At 67.4% G+C, this 20603-nt stretch carries 14 protein-coding genes; 8 read left to right on the plus strand and 6 right to left on the minus strand.

Going from position 1 to position 20603, the window contains the following annotated elements:
• Together L632_RS0114805 and L632_RS0114810 are read right to left on the minus strand one after the other, a co-directional pair.
• The gene (locus L632_RS0114805; RefSeq protein ID WP_028717060.1) at positions 1-6306 is read right to left on the minus strand and encodes a type I polyketide synthase; all 6306 of its coding nucleotides are present in this window, start codon (positions 6304-6306) and stop codon (positions 1-3) included.
• Positions 6307-6406: 100 nt separating this feature from the next.
• A complete protein-coding gene (locus L632_RS0114810) occupies positions 6407-7831 on the minus strand; it encodes a hypothetical protein (protein ID WP_028714267.1) in 1425 nt (474 codons plus the stop codon).
• A 118-nt stretch (positions 7832-7949) separates the two neighbouring features.
• Here L632_RS0114810 and L632_RS0114815 point away from each other — a divergent pair, with 118 nt between their 5' ends.
• Entirely contained in the window at positions 7950-8723 is a 774-nt protein-coding gene (locus tag L632_RS0114815; RefSeq protein WP_028717061.1) for a WecB/TagA/CpsF family glycosyltransferase, read from the plus strand.
• A gap of 61 nt (positions 8724-8784) precedes the next feature.
• On the opposite strand, the gene L632_RS0114820 is transcribed toward L632_RS0114815, so the two are convergent.
• The 3 genes from L632_RS0114820 to L632_RS0114830 all read right to left on the minus strand — a co-directional run bounded on the left by L632_RS0114820 (position 8785) and on the right by L632_RS0114830 (position 13730).
• On the minus strand, positions 8785-10482 hold the full coding sequence (locus L632_RS0114820; protein ID WP_028714265.1) for a calcium-binding protein: 1698 nt from the start codon (positions 10480-10482) through the stop codon (positions 8785-8787).
• A gap of 177 nt (positions 10483-10659) precedes the next feature.
• Positions 10660-12591: a Hint domain-containing protein gene (locus tag L632_RS0114825; RefSeq protein WP_028717062.1), complete on the minus strand. Its 1932-nt coding sequence runs from the start codon at positions 12589-12591 to the stop codon at positions 10660-10662.
• Between the two features lie 197 nt (positions 12592-12788).
• Positions 12789-13730, minus strand: a complete 942-nt coding sequence (locus L632_RS0114830) for a LysR family transcriptional regulator (protein WP_028714263.1) — start codon at positions 13728-13730, stop codon at positions 12789-12791.
• A 106-nt stretch (positions 13731-13836) separates the two neighbouring features.
• Here L632_RS0114830 and L632_RS0114835 point away from each other — a divergent pair, with 106 nt between their 5' ends.
• From L632_RS0114835 to L632_RS0114860, 6 genes are read left to right on the plus strand one after another with little or no spacing between them, the layout of a single operon-like run.
• Positions 13837-14979 (plus strand): CaiB/BaiF CoA-transferase family protein, encoded by a 1143-nt coding sequence (locus L632_RS0114835; protein ID WP_028714262.1) that lies wholly within the window; start codon positions 13837-13839, stop codon positions 14977-14979.
• Positions 14979-15932 (plus strand): hydroxymethylglutaryl-CoA lyase, encoded by a 954-nt coding sequence (locus L632_RS0114840; RefSeq protein WP_036698386.1) that lies wholly within the window; start codon positions 14979-14981, stop codon positions 15930-15932. The genes L632_RS0114835 and L632_RS0114840 overlap by 1 nt, the downstream gene beginning before the upstream one ends.
• 31 nt (positions 15933-15963) lie before the next feature.
• Positions 15964-16956, plus strand: a complete 993-nt coding sequence (gene dctP, locus L632_RS0114845; protein ID WP_028714260.1) for a TRAP transporter substrate-binding protein DctP — start codon at positions 15964-15966, stop codon at positions 16954-16956.
• Positions 16953-17489, plus strand: a complete 537-nt coding sequence (locus tag L632_RS22770; protein ID WP_051416340.1) for a TRAP transporter small permease — start codon at positions 16953-16955, stop codon at positions 17487-17489. The genes dctP and L632_RS22770 overlap by 4 nt, the downstream gene beginning before the upstream one ends.
• Positions 17486-18772 (plus strand): TRAP transporter large permease, encoded by a 1287-nt coding sequence (locus L632_RS0114855; RefSeq protein ID WP_028717063.1) that lies wholly within the window; start codon positions 17486-17488, stop codon positions 18770-18772. The genes L632_RS22770 and L632_RS0114855 overlap by 4 nt, the downstream gene beginning before the upstream one ends.
• A 10-nt stretch (positions 18773-18782) precedes the next feature.
• Positions 18783-18977: a hypothetical protein gene (locus tag L632_RS0114860; protein ID WP_028717064.1), complete on the plus strand. Its 195-nt coding sequence runs from the start codon at positions 18783-18785 to the stop codon at positions 18975-18977.
• A gap of 97 nt (positions 18978-19074) precedes the next feature.
• On the opposite strand, the gene L632_RS0114865 is transcribed toward L632_RS0114860, so the two are convergent.
• Positions 19075-19560: an Lrp/AsnC family transcriptional regulator gene (locus L632_RS0114865; RefSeq protein WP_036714446.1), complete on the minus strand. Its 486-nt coding sequence runs from the start codon at positions 19558-19560 to the stop codon at positions 19075-19077.
• A gap of 126 nt (positions 19561-19686) precedes the next feature.
• On the opposite strand from L632_RS0114865, the gene hppD reads away from it, so the two are divergent.
• On the plus strand, positions 19687-20603 hold a 917-nt coding region (hppD, locus tag L632_RS0114870), incomplete at its 3' end, for a 4-hydroxyphenylpyruvate dioxygenase (RefSeq protein ID WP_028717066.1).

Raw genomic sequence — 20603 nt, forward strand, 5'->3', positions numbered from 1 at the left:
TCACTCCGCCGCCTTGATCCCGGCCGGGGCGTCCATCTCGGCATCGGCCTCGCGCAGGATTTCGCGCAGGACCGAAGACAGGCGGCGCACATTCGGCTCCAGCACCATCGAATCGTGATCGCCCGGCACTTCGATCACCCGCAGATTGGGCATCCAGGGCGACCAGCCATTGTCCTCGATGACGTAATCCCGGCCGGAATTGATCCAGCGCCCGCCGGTCACCTTCCAGCGCCGGTCGAGCGGCGGCCGGAACATCGCCACCGGCCCGTCCCAGACCGAAAGCCGCATCTTCGGCAGCGCCGCGAGGAAGGCGGCCTCGATGGCCAGGTCGTGGAAGGCGCCGGTTGCCTCGGCCGAAACCTCGGCCTCGACCGCCTTGGCCTTGCTGCGGCGCTGGAATTCATAGGCCACGCGGTCGCGCAGCCATTTCCAGACGAAGCCCGGCCCGCCCTCGCGCAGCTCGCCCAGGCGGATCGCCAGCCGGTCCTTGCGGCTGACCGGCTCGCGCAGCGGCAGCGGCGTGTCGAGCATGACCAGCATCGCCACCTCCTCGCCCGCCGCGCGCAACTGCCGCGCCATCTCATAGGCGGTCAGCCCGCCGCCCGAGAAACCGCCGATCAGATAGGGGCCGGCCGGCTGAATCTGGCGCAGTTCCTCGATATAGTCGCGGGCGGCTTCGGTGAAATCCTCATGCGGCTTGTCGTCGCCCAAGAGGCCGCGCGCCTGGATGCCCCAGAAACGGCGGTCCGGCCCCAGCCGCTGCGCCAGCTGCCGCAGGTTCATGATATTGCCGAACATGCCGGCGACCATGAAGAAGGGCGTGCCCTCGCCCCGCCCGCCCATATCGACGAGGAAGCGGAAGCGCGGCCGGGCCGAAACCGGCAGCTCGCGCACGTTGTCGGGCGAGACCAGCTCGCGCGGGCCGGTGCGCTCCTCGACCAGTGCGGCCAATTCGGCGATGGTTGGCGCCTCAAACAGGGTCGAGATCGGCAGGTCCACGCCGAAAGCCTTGCGCAGCTGGCCGAACATGCGCACCGCGATCAGCGAATGGCCGCCAAGGTCGAAGAAGCTGTCGGCGGCGCCGACCTGGGCGATGCCCAGGAGCTCGGACCAGATCGCCGCCAGTTCCGCCTGGATGCCCGGCGCCGGTTCGACGAAATCGCTGTCGAGGTCGGGGCGCTCGAAGCCGCCCTCGGCGGGCGCGGCATCCTCGACCACCCCCGCCTCGGCAATCAGCGCCGGCAGGTCCAGCGACGAGACATAGACCTGAGAAAGCCCGGTCGAGATGGCGCGGCTGAGCATCGCCGGGCCGATGGCGGCCGGGATGCCCTGGCTGATATTGTGATGCAAGCGCCGCTCGGCCGGGGACAGGCTGCGCGCCGGCTGCACCCGCGCCTGCGGCGTGGCGGAAATCGCCGCCGCCAGCTTGCGCAGGGCGAAGCCCTTGATCTCGGCGCAGACCGTGCCGTCCGCCGCGGCCAGCGTGATGTCGAATTGCGCCATGCCCTGCGCGTCGCTGTTGTCGCCGGCATTGCGGATGTGGCTGATGACCTGCGCCGGCAAGGGCGCATAAAGCCGAATCGCGCGATAGCCCATCGGCACCCAGAGATTGCCGGGCGTCCAGCCCTTGATCAATTCCATCGCCCAGCCGGTGGCGATGTCCAGAAGCGCCGGATGCGTCAGCCATTCCCCGGCCTCGGCGGCATATTCCGGCGGCAGCGACAGTTCCGCCACCCCCTCGTCGCCGGCAATGCGATAGCGGCGCAGCACCTGCCAGCGCGGGCCGAACACCATCTGGCCTTCCTGCGCCGAGGCGATCGCCGCGCCCTGTCCGTCCCGGTCCCAGCCGCCGGCGATCCGCAGCGCCTCGGGCGCCGCCTCGTGCAGGCCGGCGACCAGGGCCGAGACGTTCGGCTCTCCCTGCGGGTCGTCGAGGATCTCGACGCGCATCGCATCGCCTTCGGGCAGGACGCGGGTGCTGACCAGCGCGGTATCGGAAACCAGCACCGGGCGGCGGAATTCCAGGTCGCGGATCACCAGCGGCAGGCTCAGCCCGCATTCCAGCGCGGCTTCCGAGATCAGCTCGATCCAGCCGGTTCCGGGCATCAGCGCCTGGCCTTGCGCGGTCTTGTGGCCGCCGATGATCCAGTCCTGCATCTTCAGCGCGGTGCGGAACTCGCGCCCGCCTGGCATGGGCAGGCTTTCGTCCAAGAGCGGCCGGCCCTGCGGCACGGCGACGGCGGACGCGGTGTCCAGCCCCATGGCCCGCGCCGCCATGCCGGCATCGGCCCAGACGCCCCAGTTGACCGCGACCACCCGGCCCAGCGCCTGCGGCGCGCTGCGCGCCACCGCGTTCAGATATTCGTTGGCGGCGACGTAATCCGCCTGCCCCGCCGGCGCGATCACCGAGGAGGTCGAGGAGAACAGCACCGTCAGCTTGGCGGGATTGTCCGCCAGCGCCTCGATCAGCGCGCGGGTGCCCAACAGCTTCGGCGCCAGCACGTCCCAGGCATCGTCGTCGGTCTTGGCGGCGATCAGGCTGTCGCGGATCACACCGGCGGCATGCAGCACCACGTCGAGGCTGCCGAAACGCGCCTTGGTCTCGGCCACGGCGCGGGCCATGTCCTCGGGGCTGGTCACGTCAGCGCGGATCGCCAGCACCTCGGCCCCCAGCGATTCCAGCTGGCGGACCGAGGCGGTGACGGCGGGCGAATCCACCCGGCCGCGCGTGGTCAGCGCCAGTTTCGCGCCGCCGCGCTGCGCCAGCTCGCGGGCGATGGCCTGGCCGATGCCGCCGAAGCCGCCGGTGATCAGGCAGGCCGCGCCCTGCGGGATGGCGGCCATGCCGTCATCGGCCAGCGCAACCTTTTCAAGGCTTTGCTCAAAGCGGCGCCCGTCGCGCCATGCGGCGACGGCGGCGCCCGAAGGGGCCAGCGCCTCCTCCAGCAGGTTGGCGGCCAGCGCGTCCAGGCCGCCCTTCGCCGGCAGGCGGATGTCCACCAGACGGGCCGAGACGTTCGGCATCTCATGCGGCATGACGCGGATCGGCCCTGCTGCCGTGGCCTTTTCCGGCACCGGCGCCGGTTCTTCGGCGACGCGCAGCGCGTCGTTGCAGACCGCGATCACCTCCAGCTTCGCGTCGGGCAGTTCGGCGCCGATGGCCTGCGCCAGATGCAGCAGGCCGAAGAAGCCGCGTTCCAGCTGGCTGTTGAGCAGGCTGGAGCCGGGGCGGAACTTCGCCCCCTGCGTCACCGACCAGAGATGCAGGATGCGGTCGGGCACCATCTCCTGCCCGGCCAGTGCGGCCAGCAGCATCTCATAGCCCTCGCGGTCGGATTCGACCGGCAGCAGGAAGCGACCGTCGCCACCCGCAACCGTCTTGTCGGCGAAGGTATCGCCCACCTCGACCACCGCGACGCGCTGGCCGCGGGCCCGCAGCCCCTCGGTCACGCGCTCGGCAAGGCCCAGATCGTCGGCAAAGACCAGCCAGTTCCGCTGGCCCCGCGCGACCGGCCCCTGCGGCCCGATCTCGATATTCGGCGAGGCCAGCTTCCAGGCCGGGCGCCAGCCCCATTCCGCCGGCTCCTCGATCCGCGCCAGTTCTTCGGCAGTCTCCGCCGCGGCATTGGCCGAACGCTCGATGAAATAGCGCTTGCGCTGGAAGGCATAGCCCGGCAGCGACAGGCGCCGGCGCCGGGCACCGCCCCAGACCTGATCCCAGTCGATCTGCCCGTCGCAGGCCCAGAACCGCGCCAGCGCAGCCATGAAATAGCTGTCATCGCCGGTGGCATGGTCGCGGTGGCGCAGGGTCGAGATCACCTGGTTGGCGGCGACCGCCGGATGCGCCTTGGTCATGGCCTGCATGGCCCGGCCCGGCCCGACCTCGACGAACACCCGCCCCGGCACCTGCGCCAGATGCGCGATGCCGTCGGCAAAGCGCACGGTGCCGCGCAGATGCGCGACCCAGTAGTCGGGACTGGTCGCCTCGGCCGCGGTCAAGGGCTGGCCCGAGCGGTTCGAGATGATCGGGATCTGCGGCGCGTTCAGCCGGATCGAGGCGAGATAGGCGCGGAATTCGCCCAGCACCGGCTCCAGCAGCCGCGAATGCGCGGCGATGGAGATGGCGATGCGCTGGCATTCCACCTCTTGCGCCGCCATGCGCGCGGCAAAGCGGTCCAGCGCCGCATCGGGCCCCGAGACCACCGACAGGCCCGGCCCGTTCACCGCCGCCAGGTCCAGTTCCAGCGCCTCAAGCTCGGCGGCGAACTCCTCGGGCGGCAGCGGCACCGACAGCATGCCGCCCGCCGGCACCCGGTCCATCAGCAGCCCGCGCAGGCGCACCAGGCCGATGCAATCCTCGAAGCTCATCACCCCGGCGATGCAGGCGGCGGTGTTCTCGCCCATGGAATGGCCGATCAGCGCCGCGGGCGTCACGCCCCAGCTGATCCACAGCTGCGCCAGCGCATATTCGGTGATCATCAGCAGCGGCAGTTGCAGCGAGGGCTGCAGAAGCCGCCGGTCGGCCTCGGCCTCCTGCCCCGGTTCGGGCAGCCAGAGCGCGCGCAGGTCGGTGCCATGCGCCTGCGCCATGTGGTCGAGGCCGCGGTCCATCCATTCGCGGAACACCGGCTCGGTCTGGTAGAGTCCGCGCGCCATGCCGGCATATTGCGCGCCGCCGCCGGGCAGCATGAACACCGCCTCGGCCGGATCGCCCACCGGCTGGTGATCGAAGACCAGCAGCGGATCGGGCTCGGCCAGAAGCCGCGCCGCCTCGGCCGCCGTCTCGGCCACCAGCACGCGGCGGCGGTCGAACTGCCGCCGGCCCTGGGTCAGGGTAAAGGACAGGTCGGCCATGTCCACGCCCGGATTGGCCTGCAGCCAGCCCGCCAGCGCCGCCGAATTGGCATCCAGCGCCGCCTTGCTGCGGCCCGACACGGCGATGATGTGGAAAGGCCAGTCGGACTCGCCCGAAGCCTCGGCCGCCGGCGGCTGCTCAAGGATCACATGCGCATTGGTGCCGCCGACGCCCAGCGAGTTCACCCCGGCGCGGCGCGGCCCCGGCACCGGCCAGTCCGACAGCCGGTCGTTGACCTGGAACGGCCCGCCCTCGAAGTCGATGGCGGGGTTGGGCGCTTCGTAGTTCAGGCTGGGTGGGATCTTGCCGTGATGCACCGCCAGGGCCGATTTGATCAGCCCGGCGCTGCCCGCCGCGGTGTCCAGATGGCCGATATTGGTCTTGACCGAGCCGATGCGGCACGGCCCCTGCCGCCCCCCTTCCGAGACGCGCGCATAGGCCTGGTTCAGCGCCGCCACCTCGATCGGGTCGCCCAGCGCGGTGCCGGTGCCGTGGCATTCGACATAGCCGATGCTGTCCGAGGAGACCCCGGCCATCACCAGCGCCTCGGCCACCGCCTGCGCCTGGCCCTCGACGCTGGGGGCCAGGTAGCCGGCCTTGGCGGCGCCGTCATTGTTGATGGCCGAGCCCTTGATGACCGCCCAGATGTGGTCGCCGTCGGCCAGCGCATCACGCAGCCGGCGCAGCGCCACCACCGCCGCGCCGCTGCCGAACACCGTGCCCTGCGCGCGATGGTCGAAAGCATGGCAATGGCCGTCGGGCGACAGGATCTCGTTCTCCTTGTAGAGATAGCCCAGGCCATGCGGCAGCTCGATGGTCACGCCGCCGGCCAGCGCCATGTCGCATTCGCCCGATTGCAGCGACTGGCAGGCCATGTGGATCGCCACCAGCGAGGTCGAGCAGGCCGTCTGCACGTTGACCGACGGCCCCTTCAGGTCGAAGACATGGCTGACGCGGGTAGACAGGAAGTCCTTGTCGTTGCCGGTATGGCGCAGCAGGAAATGCCCGACGCCATCGACCAGATCGCGGTTCGAGCAGACGTTCCAGTAGTAATAGCTGCCCGCGCCGCAGCCGGCCCAGACGCCGATATTGCCGGCGAAACGCTCGGGCACATGCGCGGCATCCTCCAGCGCGTGCCAGCAGGTTTCCAGGAACTTGCGGTGCTGCGGGTCCATGATCGCCGCTTCCTTGGGCGAAAGCCCGAAGAATTCGGCATCGAATTCGTCGAACTGGTCCAGCACCGCTGCCGAGGCGACATAGTTCGGGTCCGAGAGCCGTGCCCGCGACTCGCCCCGCGCCAGCAGTTCGGCCTGCGGGACGCGCTGGATCGATTCGACCCCACGGCACAGGTTGTCCCAGTATTCAGCGACGCCCGCGGCCCCGGGCAGCTGGGCCGCCATGCCGACGATCGCGATATCGGTGTCCTCAACGACGGTCTTGTCGAAGGCCATGGCGATGCCTCTTTCAACTCGTGGAATGCCCTTGTGGGCGGCAATGACTTAACAACTGGCGCGCGTGTCCGGCATAGCGAATCCGGCGCCCGGCACCAACCTATAAAACCGTCTGGATGCCTGCCTTTTTAGGCAGAATCCGCTCGGCAGCCGGGGAATCGCCCGCCTCTGCGACCCCCTGCCGCAGGCGGTGGGCATTGCCCAGCAGCGCGCCGGCCGTCAGCCAGCTCAGCGGGGTCAGCGTGGCGTTCGGGATCAGGTCCAGCAGATTCATCGCCAGCATCAGCGACAGGGTCCCCAGCACCACCAGCTCGCGCTCGCGCGGGGGGCGGCGGCCGCCGGGCATCGCCCGCAGCAGGGCGAAGATCGGCGTCAGGAGCAGCAGGAAATAGGCCATGTAGCCGAAGATGCCGCGCGCGCCCACCCAGATCACCCATTGCCCGTCCGGGATCGAGGCCAGCCGGCCGCTATAGGGATCGTAGAACAGCGGCCGGCCCCAGCCGCCCCAGCCGAACAGCGGCCGCTCCATGGCGCGCTCCAGCAGCGCCTCTTCGTTCATGAGCCGGAATTCCAGCGACCGTCCCCGCTCGGGCGAAACGGACATGGCCGTGTCCACGATGCCCTGCAGCGGCATCCAGGAGGTGGTGCGCAGCGTCGGATAGGCAAAGGCGACGCTGGCGACCAGGGCGGCCACCAGCACCATCATGCGCGGCCGCGCGAAGGCCACCAGCGGCGCCGCCATGAAGGCCTGCATCAGCGCGCCGGCCGATTTGCACAGCACCACCACGCAGCCCAGATAGGCCGCGATCAGCAGGTTGCGCCGCGTGCGGTCGTTGCGCGCGATGGCGATGGCCGACAGGAAGGCGGTCATGGTCATCAGCGCCACCCAGAGCGGATGTTCCAGGAACACGATGGGCCGATAGCCGCCGTAACGGATGGTCTGGATGAAATCGTGCTGGAAATAGCCATAGACCCAGACATTGATCTGCGGGCTCAGCCGCAGCTCGATCAGCATCGGGACAGTATAGCACAGCACCCCCAGCACCAGGCAGCGGATCCAGAGCTCGGCCCCCTTGGCGTTCCACAACAGCCTGTAGCCCAGAAGAAAGGGCAGCAGCTGGATCAGCTGCAGGATCAGGTCGGCAAAGCCCTGGCTGATCGACATGGCCGGGCGATAGTTGACGCCGTCGATCAGCGGATCGGGATTGGTCACCGCCGTCATGATGGGCGAGACGCAGTTCATCGCCAGAAGCAGCATCACCCACGGGCCCAGCGGCGGCGGCGCCGGCTCGTCCCGGGCGCGGTCCTTGGTGACGAAATAGACCATGGCGGCGGCGGCCAGGGCCGGGATCATGTGCTTGTTCAGGCCGGGAAAGGCGGGCAGGTCGATCTCGACCAGCTGCGGCAAGAGCAGATAGCCGGCAAAGATCGACCAGATCAGCGCCCGCGCCCGCTCCATGCGCTGGAACAGCACCGCGACCACCAGCGGCCAGGTCAACAGCACCAGAAAGGCCAATACGGGCATGGCCCTGACTCCCGTCTCGCGGCGCGGCCGCCTTTTCGATCCACGGCGGGGAAGGACGTTGCAATCCCCTCGCCATCAACACATCCTGCCGCGGATTCCAGCCGGACCGAGGCATATCATGCATTTCAGCTTTCCCGACGGCAATGCCGTCCGGATCAATTGTCGGGATTCTTCCGCCCTGCTGGCCGCGGTGCGGCAGCGGCTTCAGGACGGGCAGGGCTTCGCCATCGCCACGATCAACGTCGATCACCTGCAAAGGCTGGGCGAGGACGCCGCTTTCCGCCGCGCCTATGCCGCGCATGACCTGATCTGCGCCGACGGCAACCCCGTGGTCTGGCTGTCGCGCATCGCCGGGCGGCCGGTGGCGCTGGCGCCGGGCTCGGACCTGGTGCTGCCGCTGGCGGCCGAGGCGGCGCGGGCCGGCCTGCCCGTGGCGCTGATCGGCAGCAGCGACGAATCGCTGGCGCTGGCCGCGCAGAGCATGCAGGCCGCCGTTCCGGGGCTGCGGGTGGCGCTGACCCATGCGCCGGGCTTTCCCTTCGACCCGATGGGCGAGGAAGCGGCCGCGATCATCGAGCGCATCCGCGCTTCGGGCGCGCGGCTGTGCTTCCTGGCGCTTGGCGCGCCGCGGCAAGAGCTGTTCGCCATCCGCGCCCGGGACAGGCTGGGCGATGTCGGCTTCGCCTCGATCGGGGCCGGGCTCGACTTCCTGTCCGGCCACCAGCGGCGGGCGCCGGAACTGCTGCGCCGGATCAAGCTGGAATGGCTGTGGCGGATGCTGTCGAACCCGCGCCGGCTGTTCCTGCGCTATGCGAAGGGCTTCGCCATCCTGCCGGGGCATGTGCGCCGGGCGCTGGCGATCCGGGCCGAGGACAACAAGACGGGGAAGTAACGGCGCCCGCCCGCAGCGACGCAGACGCGCCCTTCGCTCGGTGCGCCGGCGGGCGCTGCGCTCAGTGCCAGTCGAACTGCAGGCTGTCGGCCAGGCTCAGCGCCTGCAGCGGCTCCGGTCCGTCCTGCTGCGCCTGCTGGAGATAGGCGTCCAGCAGGGCGCGGGGGTTCCAGCCGCCGGAATGCGACCCCTCGTCCAGCACGGAACCGGCCTTGTCGCCGCCCTGCCCCAGCCAGCCCAGATGCCGCAGCACCGCGGCGCCAGGATCGGCCGCATCGCCCAGTTCGCCGTCCAGCGGCGCGACGAGGACCGCCGACGCGGCGCCCTCCTCGGCCGAAGCCGTGCGCACCGCCTGCGCCGAGACCTGCCCGCTCTGGCCCGTGGTCAGCGGAATGCCCATCTGGTTCAGCATGGCGCGGGTCAGCGTGGCGGCATTCACCCCCTCCAGGATCAGCCGCTCGCCGTTCGGAAAGCTCAGCACGGCGCTGCTGCCCTGCGCCGAGACCCGCACGTCGTTCACATCGACCAGATTGCCCTGCGCATCATGCAGGCCGCTGACGTCCAGCCGGTCGCCGGGCCGCAGCATGTTGCCGCCGGCGTCGCGCACGTCGCCGACCTGGAAGGCGCGGACGGTGTCCACGCCGAAACCGTCGCGCAGGATCAGCACGTCGCGCGACGAATCCGGCAGGACCGAGGCGCCGTTCGAGGCGAAGATGTCCTCGAACATCGAGATGAAGTCGTTGCCGCGACCGCCGTCGATGGTATCGGCGCCGGCACCGCCCTCGATGGTGTCCCGCCCGGCGCTGCCGGTGATGCGGTCATCGCCCCAGCGGGTGTTGATATGGATGCCCTGCGCGTTCAGGCCGATATTGGCCGTGGCGGCCGTCACCGTGTCGCGCCCCTCATGGGTCCAGAACAGCTCGAACTCGCTGAAGACCAAGGTGCCGTTGCCCTGCGGATAGCTGGCATTGCCGGCGCTGCGGCTGGTGAACACGACATTGACGCCGACGGTGTTCTCGGCATTGCCCTTGGCCCACATGTTCAGCAGGTCGTAGCCGGCGCCCCCGACCAGCGTGTCGTGGCCGATGTTCTGGATCGGCGCCATGCCGCCGTTATTGCCCCAGCGCACATTGTCGTCGCCGGCGCCGGCATGGCCATAGTCATTGCCCTGCGAAGGCATCAGCAGGTCGTTGCCGTTGCCGCCGAAGATGGTGTCGTTGCCATTGCCGCCGTCGAGGACGTCGTCGCCCGGGCCGCCATGCACGTAATCGTTGCCGCCGCCGCTGTTGATCGTCACGCCATGCGCCGGCGTATGGTTCACGCCGGTGCCGCGCGCGGCGTTCAGCGGCGCGCCCTGGGCGCTGATCCAGTCATTGCCGTTGCCGGTCTGCAGCCGCTCGATGCCCCAGAAGTTCAGCCGGTTGCCGAAGGCATCGGTGGCGAAGCCGTTCTCGCTGGTGTTGAAGGTGACGCGGAACCCGGCCAGCCCGGCCAGATGCAGCCGGTCGCCGCCCGAGAGGTCGCCATAGGGATTGGCGTCATAGCGTTCCTCGGCAAGCCCGCCGTAATAGAGGTCCAGGCCGCCGGTCGCGTTGGGATTCTGTTCCCAGATCAGCGTATCCGCGCCGGGCCCGCCATGCACCGAGTCGTTGCCATGGCCGCCGTTCAGGGTATCGCGCCCGGCCAATCCGTTGATCGTGTCGCGGCCCACGGTTCCGCGCAGGCTGTCATTGCCCGCTGTCCCAGTAATCACGGCCATGTCTGTCCCCAATTCGATGTCGTTGGGGATAGGCTTTGAAGAAAGAACAGCAGGACACCCCGCCCGAATCGCCTATCCGGGGCGGATTAGATTAAATTGACTGAAGTCAAGGCACCTGTCCTTTTGGACAGTTCAACCCCGGTTTTTACGCTGCGTTTTCACCTTTCGGTTGATATTTTATCCATTCAGGGCCTTTCGGTTCCGCGCATGGCGCTGCGCAAGCTGACGCGCCTTCGCACCCGGAATCAGCGGCCGCGCCGCCTCGGCCGGGCTGTCGCGAAGGGCGGGAAACAGCGCCAGGATCTCGTCCCGCGCCGCCTTGCCGACCGCCTTCAGCGCCTCGGCGCCGGTATAGAGCGACTCGGTCTCGGCACCGTTCGACAGCACGATCTCGTGCCGGTCGAACAGGATGTGGAAATACTCGACCGCCTCGGCCTCGACCTGCTCGATGCCCTCGATCGCCAGCAATTGCTTGGCCGCGACCAGGACCTCGGCGCAGCCGAACATGCGCTGCGCGATGGCCGAGCGGACCAGGATGCGGTGCTGCGGCGAGACCGTCAGGTCCAGGGCCGGCACCCCCCGCCCCAGCGCCCCGGCGCGGATGCGGATCGGCCGCAGCCGCGGCGCCGCCGCCAGATCGACCGCATCCAGCGCCCGCCGCCCGATCCAGCGAATCGGCTGCAACCCATGGTCGCGGGTCTGCACCAGATCGCCCACCCGCAGTTGTTCAACCGCGACGGCGCCGCGATCCGTCTGGATCAGCGTGCTGCGGCAGAAGCAGGGAATGCCGATTTCGCGCAGCTTCTCGCGGGTCAGCTGGGCCGGATCGACATCGTGCAGGACCAGGCTTTCGCCGTTCGGGAACATCAGCTTCGCATGGGTTCCGAAGGCGTCGGCAAAGGGGATCACGGTCACGTCGTCCAGATCGACCGGATTGCCATCGGCATCGTGCAGATCGCTGACGTCCAGCCGATCCATCGGGATCGGGTTGCCCCATTCGTCCAGCCCGGCCTCGATGGTGAAGGCGCGCACGGTGTCGTTGCCGAACCCGTCGCGCAGCACCAGCAGGTCCGCCCCGTCATCCGGCGCGGCATGGGCGGCAAACAGGTCGGCCGCCATCGAGATCAGGTCGTCGCCGGCCCCCGCGTCGATCGTGTCCGAGCCGAAACCGCCCTCGATCGTGTCATTGCCGGCGCTGCCGAGGATCAGGTCGTCGCCCCAGGCGGTATAGACGCGGAACCCGTCCACCCCCGCCGCCGAGCCGTCCACCGTGTCGTTGCCGTTGCCGGTCAGCAGGTTCTGGAACTCGTAGAACTCCAGATGCCCGGTTGCGGCCGGGCCGGTGGCATCGACGGTGCCGCTGTCCGAGATGGTCAGCGCCATGCGCACGCCATTGCCGGCAGTGTCGTGCTGCCAGGCGTTCAGCGTGTTGTAGCCCTCGCCGCCATAGAACAGGTCGTTGCCGACGGGACCGTCGTAATGGCCGTCGCCCCAGCGGATGCCGTCATTGCCGCCCTCGCCATAGACGGTGTCGTCCCCCGGCCCCGCCTCGATGACGTCGTCGCCGTCGCCGCCATGGATCAGATCGTCGCCGACCCCGGCATGGATGTAATCCGCAGCCGCGCTGCCGATGACGGTGTCGTCGCCGCCGCCGGTATAGGCCCGGATGCCGACCCCGTCGGTGATCGTCGCGCCCGAGGCGTCGATGGAATCGGCGCCCCCGCCGGAAACCAGCCGCTCGAACCCGTCGAATGCCAGGCTGTTGCCATAGGCGTCCTGGGCCTGGCCGGATTGCGCGCTGTCGAACTGCACGGTGAAGCCGCCCAGCCCGCTGCCGCCATGACCGAGGTTCAGCGTGTCGCCGCCCGCATGGGTATAGGGGCTGGGATCGAAATCCTCGCCGCCGCTGCCGCCGTGATAGACGTCATGGACGCCGGAGGCATCCGCATCCTCGTCCCAGAACAGCAGGTCGCGGCCTTCGCCGCCATCGACCGTGTCGCTGCCCGGCCCGCCGTTGAGCGTGTCATGGCCCGCACCGCCTTCGATGAAATCGTCTTCGGCCGTTCCGAGGAGGCTGTCGTCGCCTGCGGTTCCGGGAATCGTCGCCATGAAAAGACCTCCGCTGAAATCGTTACCCATACGCAAAAGGCCGCTGCACAATGCGGCCGAATCGGCAGATTCATGCCGATTTAACCCGCTTGGCGGGCCCGAGTTCAGCTGTGCTTTTGGGCAGGTCCGGGCGGTGTTGCCCAGGCTATCGTCTGTTCGAGAATGCTGGCAGCAATGATTTTCTGCGACATGTTAAGTTACGCAGAGCTCATCAGACGTTCACCGGGCCAACGCCCCGCAGCCACAGCATCAACCAGAGTTGTCGAGATGAGCTTGCGCATCTCGTCATCCACCCGGCGCCGCGGACGGTTTGCCGGGACGACCAGATAAAGCGTCCGGGTCAGCTCGGGATCCTTGATCCTGCGCGCGTGGAGGCTGCCCTTGGCAAGATCCTCCGCCACCGTTGCGCGTGCGAGAATCGAACAGCCCAGCCCCGCCCGCATCGCCTGGATCAGCGCGCTGAGGGATTCGATCTCAAGCTGCGGATGGGGGGTGATCTGGCGGCGCAAGAACTGGCTGTGCACGATCGAACGCGAGGACCGGACCAGGTTCAGCGCCAGCACCTTCCCCTGAGGCAGGTCGTCGAAGGAAATCGGAGCATCCTGGGATCCGATCATCTGCGGAAGGCCGACAAGATAAAGATGTTCGTTCAGGATCGGCAGGGCGTTGAACCGGCTGTCCTCGGGCGGCTGATAGGCCACGGCCAGGTCGACCTCGCCCCGCAGCATCATCGCTAGCAGGTTGCCGCTGACGCTTTCGACGATGGTCAGGTGGATACCCGGCAGCCGTTCGGCCGCCTTCTGCATGATCGTCAGGGCCGCAACCTCGGTCGCCGTATGACAGAGACCCAGCACGAACGGTCCCACCGCCTGTTCGGTGAAGTCGCGCACGTCCGCTTCCGCGCGCTCCAGCGCGGCAAGGATCACCTGCGCATGCTCATGAAGCCGCTCGCCCGCCGGGGTAAGGGCGACACCGCGCGGGCGGCGGTTGAAAAGGCGCACGCCCAGCTGCGCCTCGAGCTCGGCCATGTGATGGCTCAGCGCGGATTGCGCAACGCCCAGATCCTGGGCGGCATGGCCAATGACCCCGATGCGGGCGATATGCTCGAAATACCGAAGCTGGCGCAGGCTCAGCGGCATTCATGCTCATCCATCTGTTTTACAGATATCGTGGATCTGTATCTTCTATTTGTCCGATGCCTTGATGCTTGGCAACCTCCGTGCACAGAGAAACGGGAGGAAATCGATGAATCTGCCTTTGGACGGCATCCGCGTCGTCGAGATGAGCCATATGGTCATGGGCCCGTCCTGTGGGATGTTCCTGGCCTTCCTGGGGGCCGAGGTGATCAAGGTCGAGCCGCCCGAGGGCGACAAGACTCGCAATCTGACCGGCATGGGCGCCGGTTTCTTTCCCACCTTCAACCGCGGCAAGAAGTCGGTGGTCCTGGACATAAAGCAGCCCGAAGGCCGCGCCGATCTCGAGCAGCTTCTGAACTCGGCCGATGTCTTCGTCGAGAATTTCCGCACCGAGAGCCTGGCGAAGATGGGCCTCGACCCCGAAAGCCTGCACAAACGCTTCCCGCGCTTGATCGTCGCGTCCTGCAAGGGCTTCTTGGAAGGGCCCTACGAAAACCGCGCCGCCATGGACGAGCTGGTGCAGATGATGACCGGCATGGCCTACATGACCGGGCCGACAGGACGGCCGCTGCGGATCGGCTCTTCGGCCAACGACATCATGGGCGGGCTTTTCGCCGCGTATGGCGTTCTGGGTCAGATCATCCGGCGCGGCCGGGATGGCAAGGGCAGCGTCGTGCGCGCGGGCCTGTTCGAGAACTGCCTGCTATTGGTGGCGCAGCACATGGTGCAATTCGACATCGAAGGCACCGAAAGCCCGCCGATGCCGGAGCGCATATTCTCGTGGCCGGTCTATGACATCTTCCAGACTCGCGACGGCCGCCAGATCTTCATGGGCGCGGTGACCGAGACGCAATGGACGGCGCTTTGCCATGTGCTGGGGCTAGAGGATCTGCTGTCTGACCCGCGGCTTCAGACCCGCCCTGACCAGATTGCCGCGCGGGACTGGACCTTGCCCATCGTGGCGCAGGCCGTCGCCAGCCGCGACTTCGGCGATCTCCTGGCCGCTTGCGAGGCCGCGGCCTTGCTGTGCTCGCCGATCGCCCGGCCGGCCGAGATGTATGACGATCCGCATGTCACGCGTCCCGGCGGGCTGATTCATTCGCGCTATGCCGACAAGAAGGATTTCCGCGCCCCGGGCCTGCCCTTCTCGGTCGATGGCGCGGCGCCGGTGCCGGCCAACGCCGATCTGCCGTCGATCGGCCAACACACGGCCGAGATCCTGTCGTCCCTGCCGCAGATGGAGAAGGCGTAATGGTCAGCGATGTGAAGCGAGTCTATCCCGCCGGGCAGCTGATCCTGCGCGAGGTCGGGCTGCGCGACGGCCTGCAGCTGACCAAGGGCTTTCCCTCGACGGAAGCCAAGGCCGAATGGATCCGGCGCGAACATGCTGCGGGCGTGAGGCATTTCGAGGTCGGATCCTTCCTTCCCGCCAGCCGTTTCCCGCAATTTGCCGACGTGCGCGCATTGACCGAACTGGTCAACGGGCTGGGCGCCCATGCGCTGGGGCTGGCGCTGAACGAGCGCGGCGCCCGCGACGCGCTGGCCGCCGGGGTCAGCGAACTGACCATGGTGCTGTCCGCGACCGAAGCGCACAATATGGCCAATGCCCGCCGTCCGCGCGAGCAATCCCTGGCCGAGATCGCCGACATCGTGCGGCTGCGCGACGAGGCGGGTTCGGCGACATTGGTCAATGTGGGCATCGCCATGGCGACCGGCTGTTCGCTGTCGGGGGCGGTCGATCCCGCCGAGGTCGAGCGGCTGGCCGAGCTCTGCCTGAATGCGGGCGTCGACCTGGTCGGCATCGCGGATACCGTGGGCTATGGAGGGCCGCGCCAGATCGCCGACCTGTGCCGCCGCATGACCGCGCTGATGGGCAAGCGGCCCTATGTCGTGCATCTGCACGACACACGCGGCATGGGCCTTGCCAATGCGCTGGCGGCCCATGATGCCGGGGCGCGGGTCTTCGATGCCTCGCTGGGGGGGCTGGGTGGCTGTCCCTTCGCACCCGGCGCGACCGGAAATGTGGTTTTCGAGGATCTGGTTTATCTGTTCGAAACCGCGGGCATCCGCACCGGCATCGACCTGGAGGAGGTCATCGCCATCCGCGAGATCCTGGCGCGCGAAATGCCCGAAGAACAGCTTCACGGCGCCCTGGCGCAAGCCGGCCCGCCCAAGGAGATGAAATGGCAGGCCGAGGCGGCCTGATCCGACAACGATCACGGGGAGGAGGAACCCAATGCCCGCACGAACCATTCTGGCCAGCACGACGCTGCTGGTCCTGACCACGCTTCCGGCGATGGCAGCGACGCCGATCCGTTGCAGCCATCAGTTGCCGCCGCAGCACGAGGTGGCGAAAGTCATCGAACGCTGGGCCGCCGAGGTCGAGACGCTGTCGGAGGGCGACCTCGATGTTCAGCTGTTCGGCGCCAACGCTCTGGCGAAACCCGAGGAGAACATTCCCTCCGTCGCCAAGGGCAGCTTTGAATGCGCCTTCTCGGTCAACTTCCAGTGGGGCAAGACCCTGCCCGCCATGAACGTGACGCTGCGCCCCTATGCCTTCAGCGATCCCGAGATCTGGCGCAATTGGCCGGATTCCGAACCCGCCGCCTATCTGGAAGGGCTGATGGAGGAAAAACGGCTGAAGAACATTGCCTGGCTGTTTCAGACCCGGATGAGCGTCTTCACCTCGAAGGGCAAGCCGCTGACCGCGCCCGCCGACTTCCGGGGCATCAAGATCCGCGGTCTGAACCCGGCCTTTGACACCGGCCTGACGGCCATGGGAGCGGCAACCAGTTCGATGCCGGGGTCCGAAGTCTACCAGGCGCTGTCCACCGGTGTCATCGACGCTGCCCTTACCGACGTGGCCGCTGCCTATGCTCGCAAATATTACGAGGTCCAGGACCATATGACGGTGACGCCCATCATATCGGTCTTCTTCAACGGCTACATGAACCAGCGCTTTTACGAGGGCCTGACCGATGCGCAGCGTGCGGCCCTGGACGAGGCCGGCAGGAAGGCCGCGGTCTGGGCGGTCGAGGAAGGGCTGGCGGCCGAAGAAGCCGCGCCGGGTCTTCTGGAAGCCGAAGGCGTGACGCTGCATGTTGCGACCGCCGAGGAGAACGAAGCCCTGCGTGCCGTGATGCAGCCCGCCTTCGATCAGGCTTTCATCAAGGAAGGCGGCGAGTCCGTCACGGAACTGCTGAAGCTGGTCGACAGGATGGTGCAATGACGGTGACGCATCCGGCCAAACGACAAGGCCTGAGAGGCGAAGGGGTCGGATCGCTCTGGTCCTTCCTGACCTGGCCCATCCATACGCTTGCGGCGGTCTCGGCGGCGCTGGTGGCGGTGGGTTTCGCGGCCGTAGTGATCGCGGTCTTTTATCGCTACCTGCTGGGTGCGCCGTTGAACGGCGTGGATGAGCTGACCGGCTATCTGGTCGTCGCCATCACCTCTTGCGGGTTGGGCAGCGCGCTGCTCCTGGACCAGCATATCGGGGTCGATATCCTGACCGCCTCGGCTGGTCGCGGCGCCAAGCGCGGGCTCGAGATCTGGGCATCGCTCTGCGTGCTCGTCTGCGCGGCAATACTTGCCTCCTCGGCCTGGCATACCGTCCTGTTCAACCGCGACTTCGGCACCTATTCCACCGGCCCGCTGGAGATCCCGATCTGGTGGGCGCAGGCGCCGATGGTTCCCGGCGCCGTCGTCCTGGGACTTGCGGCGCTGATGCGGTTGCTGCGCACCATGCAGGAGAAAACGAAATGACCGGACTGCTCATCGTCATCGGGCTGATCGCGCTGCTGCTGTCGGGCATTCCGATCTTCGCCGCCCTGCTGCTGACCGGATCGGCGGTGCTGTTCCTGGCCGAGGGCTCGGTCGAAAGCGTGGCCGACACGGTTTTCGCACATCTCAATTCGCCCGTGTTGCTGACCATCCCGCTGTTCATCCTGATGGCGCAGCTGATGATCCGGTCCGGCGCGGTCGACGACCTGTTCCAGATGGCCAACACGCTGATCGGCCATGTAAAGGGCGGCATCGGTGTGGCGACCATCCTCAGCTGCACGATCTTCGCCGCGATCTCGGGATCGTCGGTCGCGACCGCCGTTTCCATCGGCCAGACAGCGATCCCGCAGATGAAGCGATACGGCTTTCCCGAACGCAGCGCGCTTGGGCTGGTGGCGGCGGGCGGCACGCTCGGCATCCTGATCCCGCCCTCGGGGCCGATGATCCTCTATGCGGTGGTGGCCAACGCCTCGATCGGGGCGCTGTTCCTGGCAGGGATCATTCCCGGCCTGCTTCTGGCCCTGGTCTTCGCGGTCTTCTGCCTGATCAGCGCCCGCCGGTCCGGCCGGATCGACCAGGCGCCCTTCCCCGGCTGGCTGTCGGTGTGGCGCGCCATGCACAAGTCGATCTGGGCGCTGCTGATGCCTCCGGTAGTGATGGGCGGGATCTATTTCGGTATCTTCACGGCGACCGAGGCCGCTGCCATCGGCTGCCTTTACGCACTGCTGGTCGGGATATTGGCCTATCGCAATCTGGGCTTGCGCAATCTGGGCCTTTGCCTGCGCGACACGGTGCTGACCTCGCTGATGGTCTTCGCCATCATCGGGGGCGCGGCGGTCTTCGGCAATGCGATCACCATCCTTCGCCTGCCGAACCAGGTCTCCGAACTGATCATTGCGCTGAACCTGACGCCCACGCTGTTCATCCTCGTGGTCATGGCGATGATCTTTGTGATGGGGATGTTTCTGGAAAGCATCGCCATTATCCTGATCACCACGCCGATCCTGTTGCCCTCGATGATCGCGCTGAACATCGACCCGATCTGGTATGGCGTCTTGCTGATGATCAATCTGGAACTGGCGATGATCACCCCGCCGGTGGGCATGAACCTTTTCGTCATCAAGGGCATCACCGGCAGCCCGCTCTCGACGGTGATCCGCGGCGCGGCGCCCTTCGTGCTGCTGATGATTGGCGGCATCCTCACGATCATGGCGGTGCCCGAGCTGGCGACATGGTTGCCGCGCGTCGCCGGCTACAAGTTCTGAGGACAGCGGGATGAGCCTCTACAGGCTGAATGACCGCCGGCCCCGGCTGCCGGCCGGGGGCAACTACTGGATCGCGCCGTCTGCCACGGTGGTGGGGGATGTCGCGCCCGGCCCCGAGGTCGGCATCTGGTCCGGCGCGGTCCTGCGCGGCGACAACGAACCGATCTTGGTGGGCGCGCGCACCACATCCAGGAACACGCGATGATCCATGCCGATCCAGGTTTTCCGGCCACCATCGGCAGCGAGCTATGTGGCGGACTGGCGGCGCTTCGCAACCGGCCTCGCCGAGATCTGAGCTCGCATCAGCCTGGATCGGACGTCGCGACCAGACCGGGCGCGACGCCCTTTTCGTCCTTGAGCGTCCTGAGCACGATCTCGGAGCGCACCTGGGCGACCTGCGGCTGCGGCAGCAGGTGGCGATGGATGAAATCCGAAAACGCCTCCAGATCGCGGACCCTGACGTCGAGCACGTAATCCGCGTCGCCGGACACCGAAAAGGCCGAGCGGATCTGCGGATGCGCGGCGACGAAACGGGCGAAATCGTCGTCTTTCCGCTGGCCGTGGCTGGACAGGTTCACCCGGATGATGGCGCGCAGCCCATAGCCGAGCCTGGCCGCATTGAGCCGTGCCGAATAGCCTTCGATGACACCGGCCTGTTCAAGCGCCGCCCGCCTGCGCGAGCATTGCGAGGGCGACAGGTTCACCAGCTCGGACAGGGCGGCATTGGTCATCGCGCCATCGGCCTGCAATGCAACAAGTATCGCGATGTCAAAGCTATCAAGATTCATTTCGCGCAAGAATCCAGCTCAATATGCTTATCTCATGCGAATATGGCGTGGATTCCGCAAAATTTGCAACCCCTTTGCAGCGACATTGTGTCACATTCCTGCACATGGAGCGAACAGGAGGAAATTATGGGACCGTTCCCGCATGACGCCCCCAAAGCCACGATCAGCGCCGGCAATCCCGCCGGGACCGACGGGTTCGAATTCGTCGAATTCGCCCATCCGCAGCCCGGGGTGCTGGATCGCATCTTTCGCCAGATGGGCTTCGTCCCGGTGGCGAAGCACAAGCGCAAGGACATCACGCTCTATCGCCAGGGCGACATCAACTATCTGCTGAATGCCGACCCGGACAGCCATGCGGCGGGTTTCGTCAAGGACCACGGCCCCTGCGCCCCCGCCATGGCCTGGCGCGTGGTCGATGCGCAGGTGGCGCTGAAGCGGGCGCTGGACCTGGGCGCCGAGGAATATACCGGGGCGGGCAAATCCATCGACGCGCCGGCGGTCTACGGCATCGGCGGCTCGCTGCTCTATTTCATCGACCGCTACGGCGATGCCGGCAGCGCCTATGATGCGGACTATGACTGGCTGGCCGAACCGAACCCGCGCCCCGAGGGCTTCGGCTTCTACTATCTCGACCACCTGACCCACAATGTCATCCGCGGCAACATGGACACCTGGTACAAGTTCTACCACGACACGTTCAATTTCCGCGAGATCAAGTATTTCGACATCAAGGGCAAGCAGACCGGCCTGGTCAGCCGGGCGCTGACCTCGCCCGACGGCAAGATCCGCATCCCGATCAACGAATCCACNGACGACCACAGCCAGATCGAGGAATANCTGCGCGAATACAAGGGCGAGGGCATCCAGCACATCGCCATCGCCTCCGAGGACATCTATGCCGGCACCGACNNNATCGCCGCGGCCGGCATGGCGTTCATGCCCGGACCGCCGGACACCTATTACGAGATGTCGCATCGCCGGGTGAAAGGCCATCAGGAGCCCATCGAGCGCATGAAGAAGCACGGCATCCTGATCGACGGCGA

The organism is Paracoccus sp. J39, from assembly GCF_000518925.1.
Lineage (GTDB): Bacteria > Pseudomonadota > Alphaproteobacteria > Rhodobacterales > Rhodobacteraceae > Paracoccus.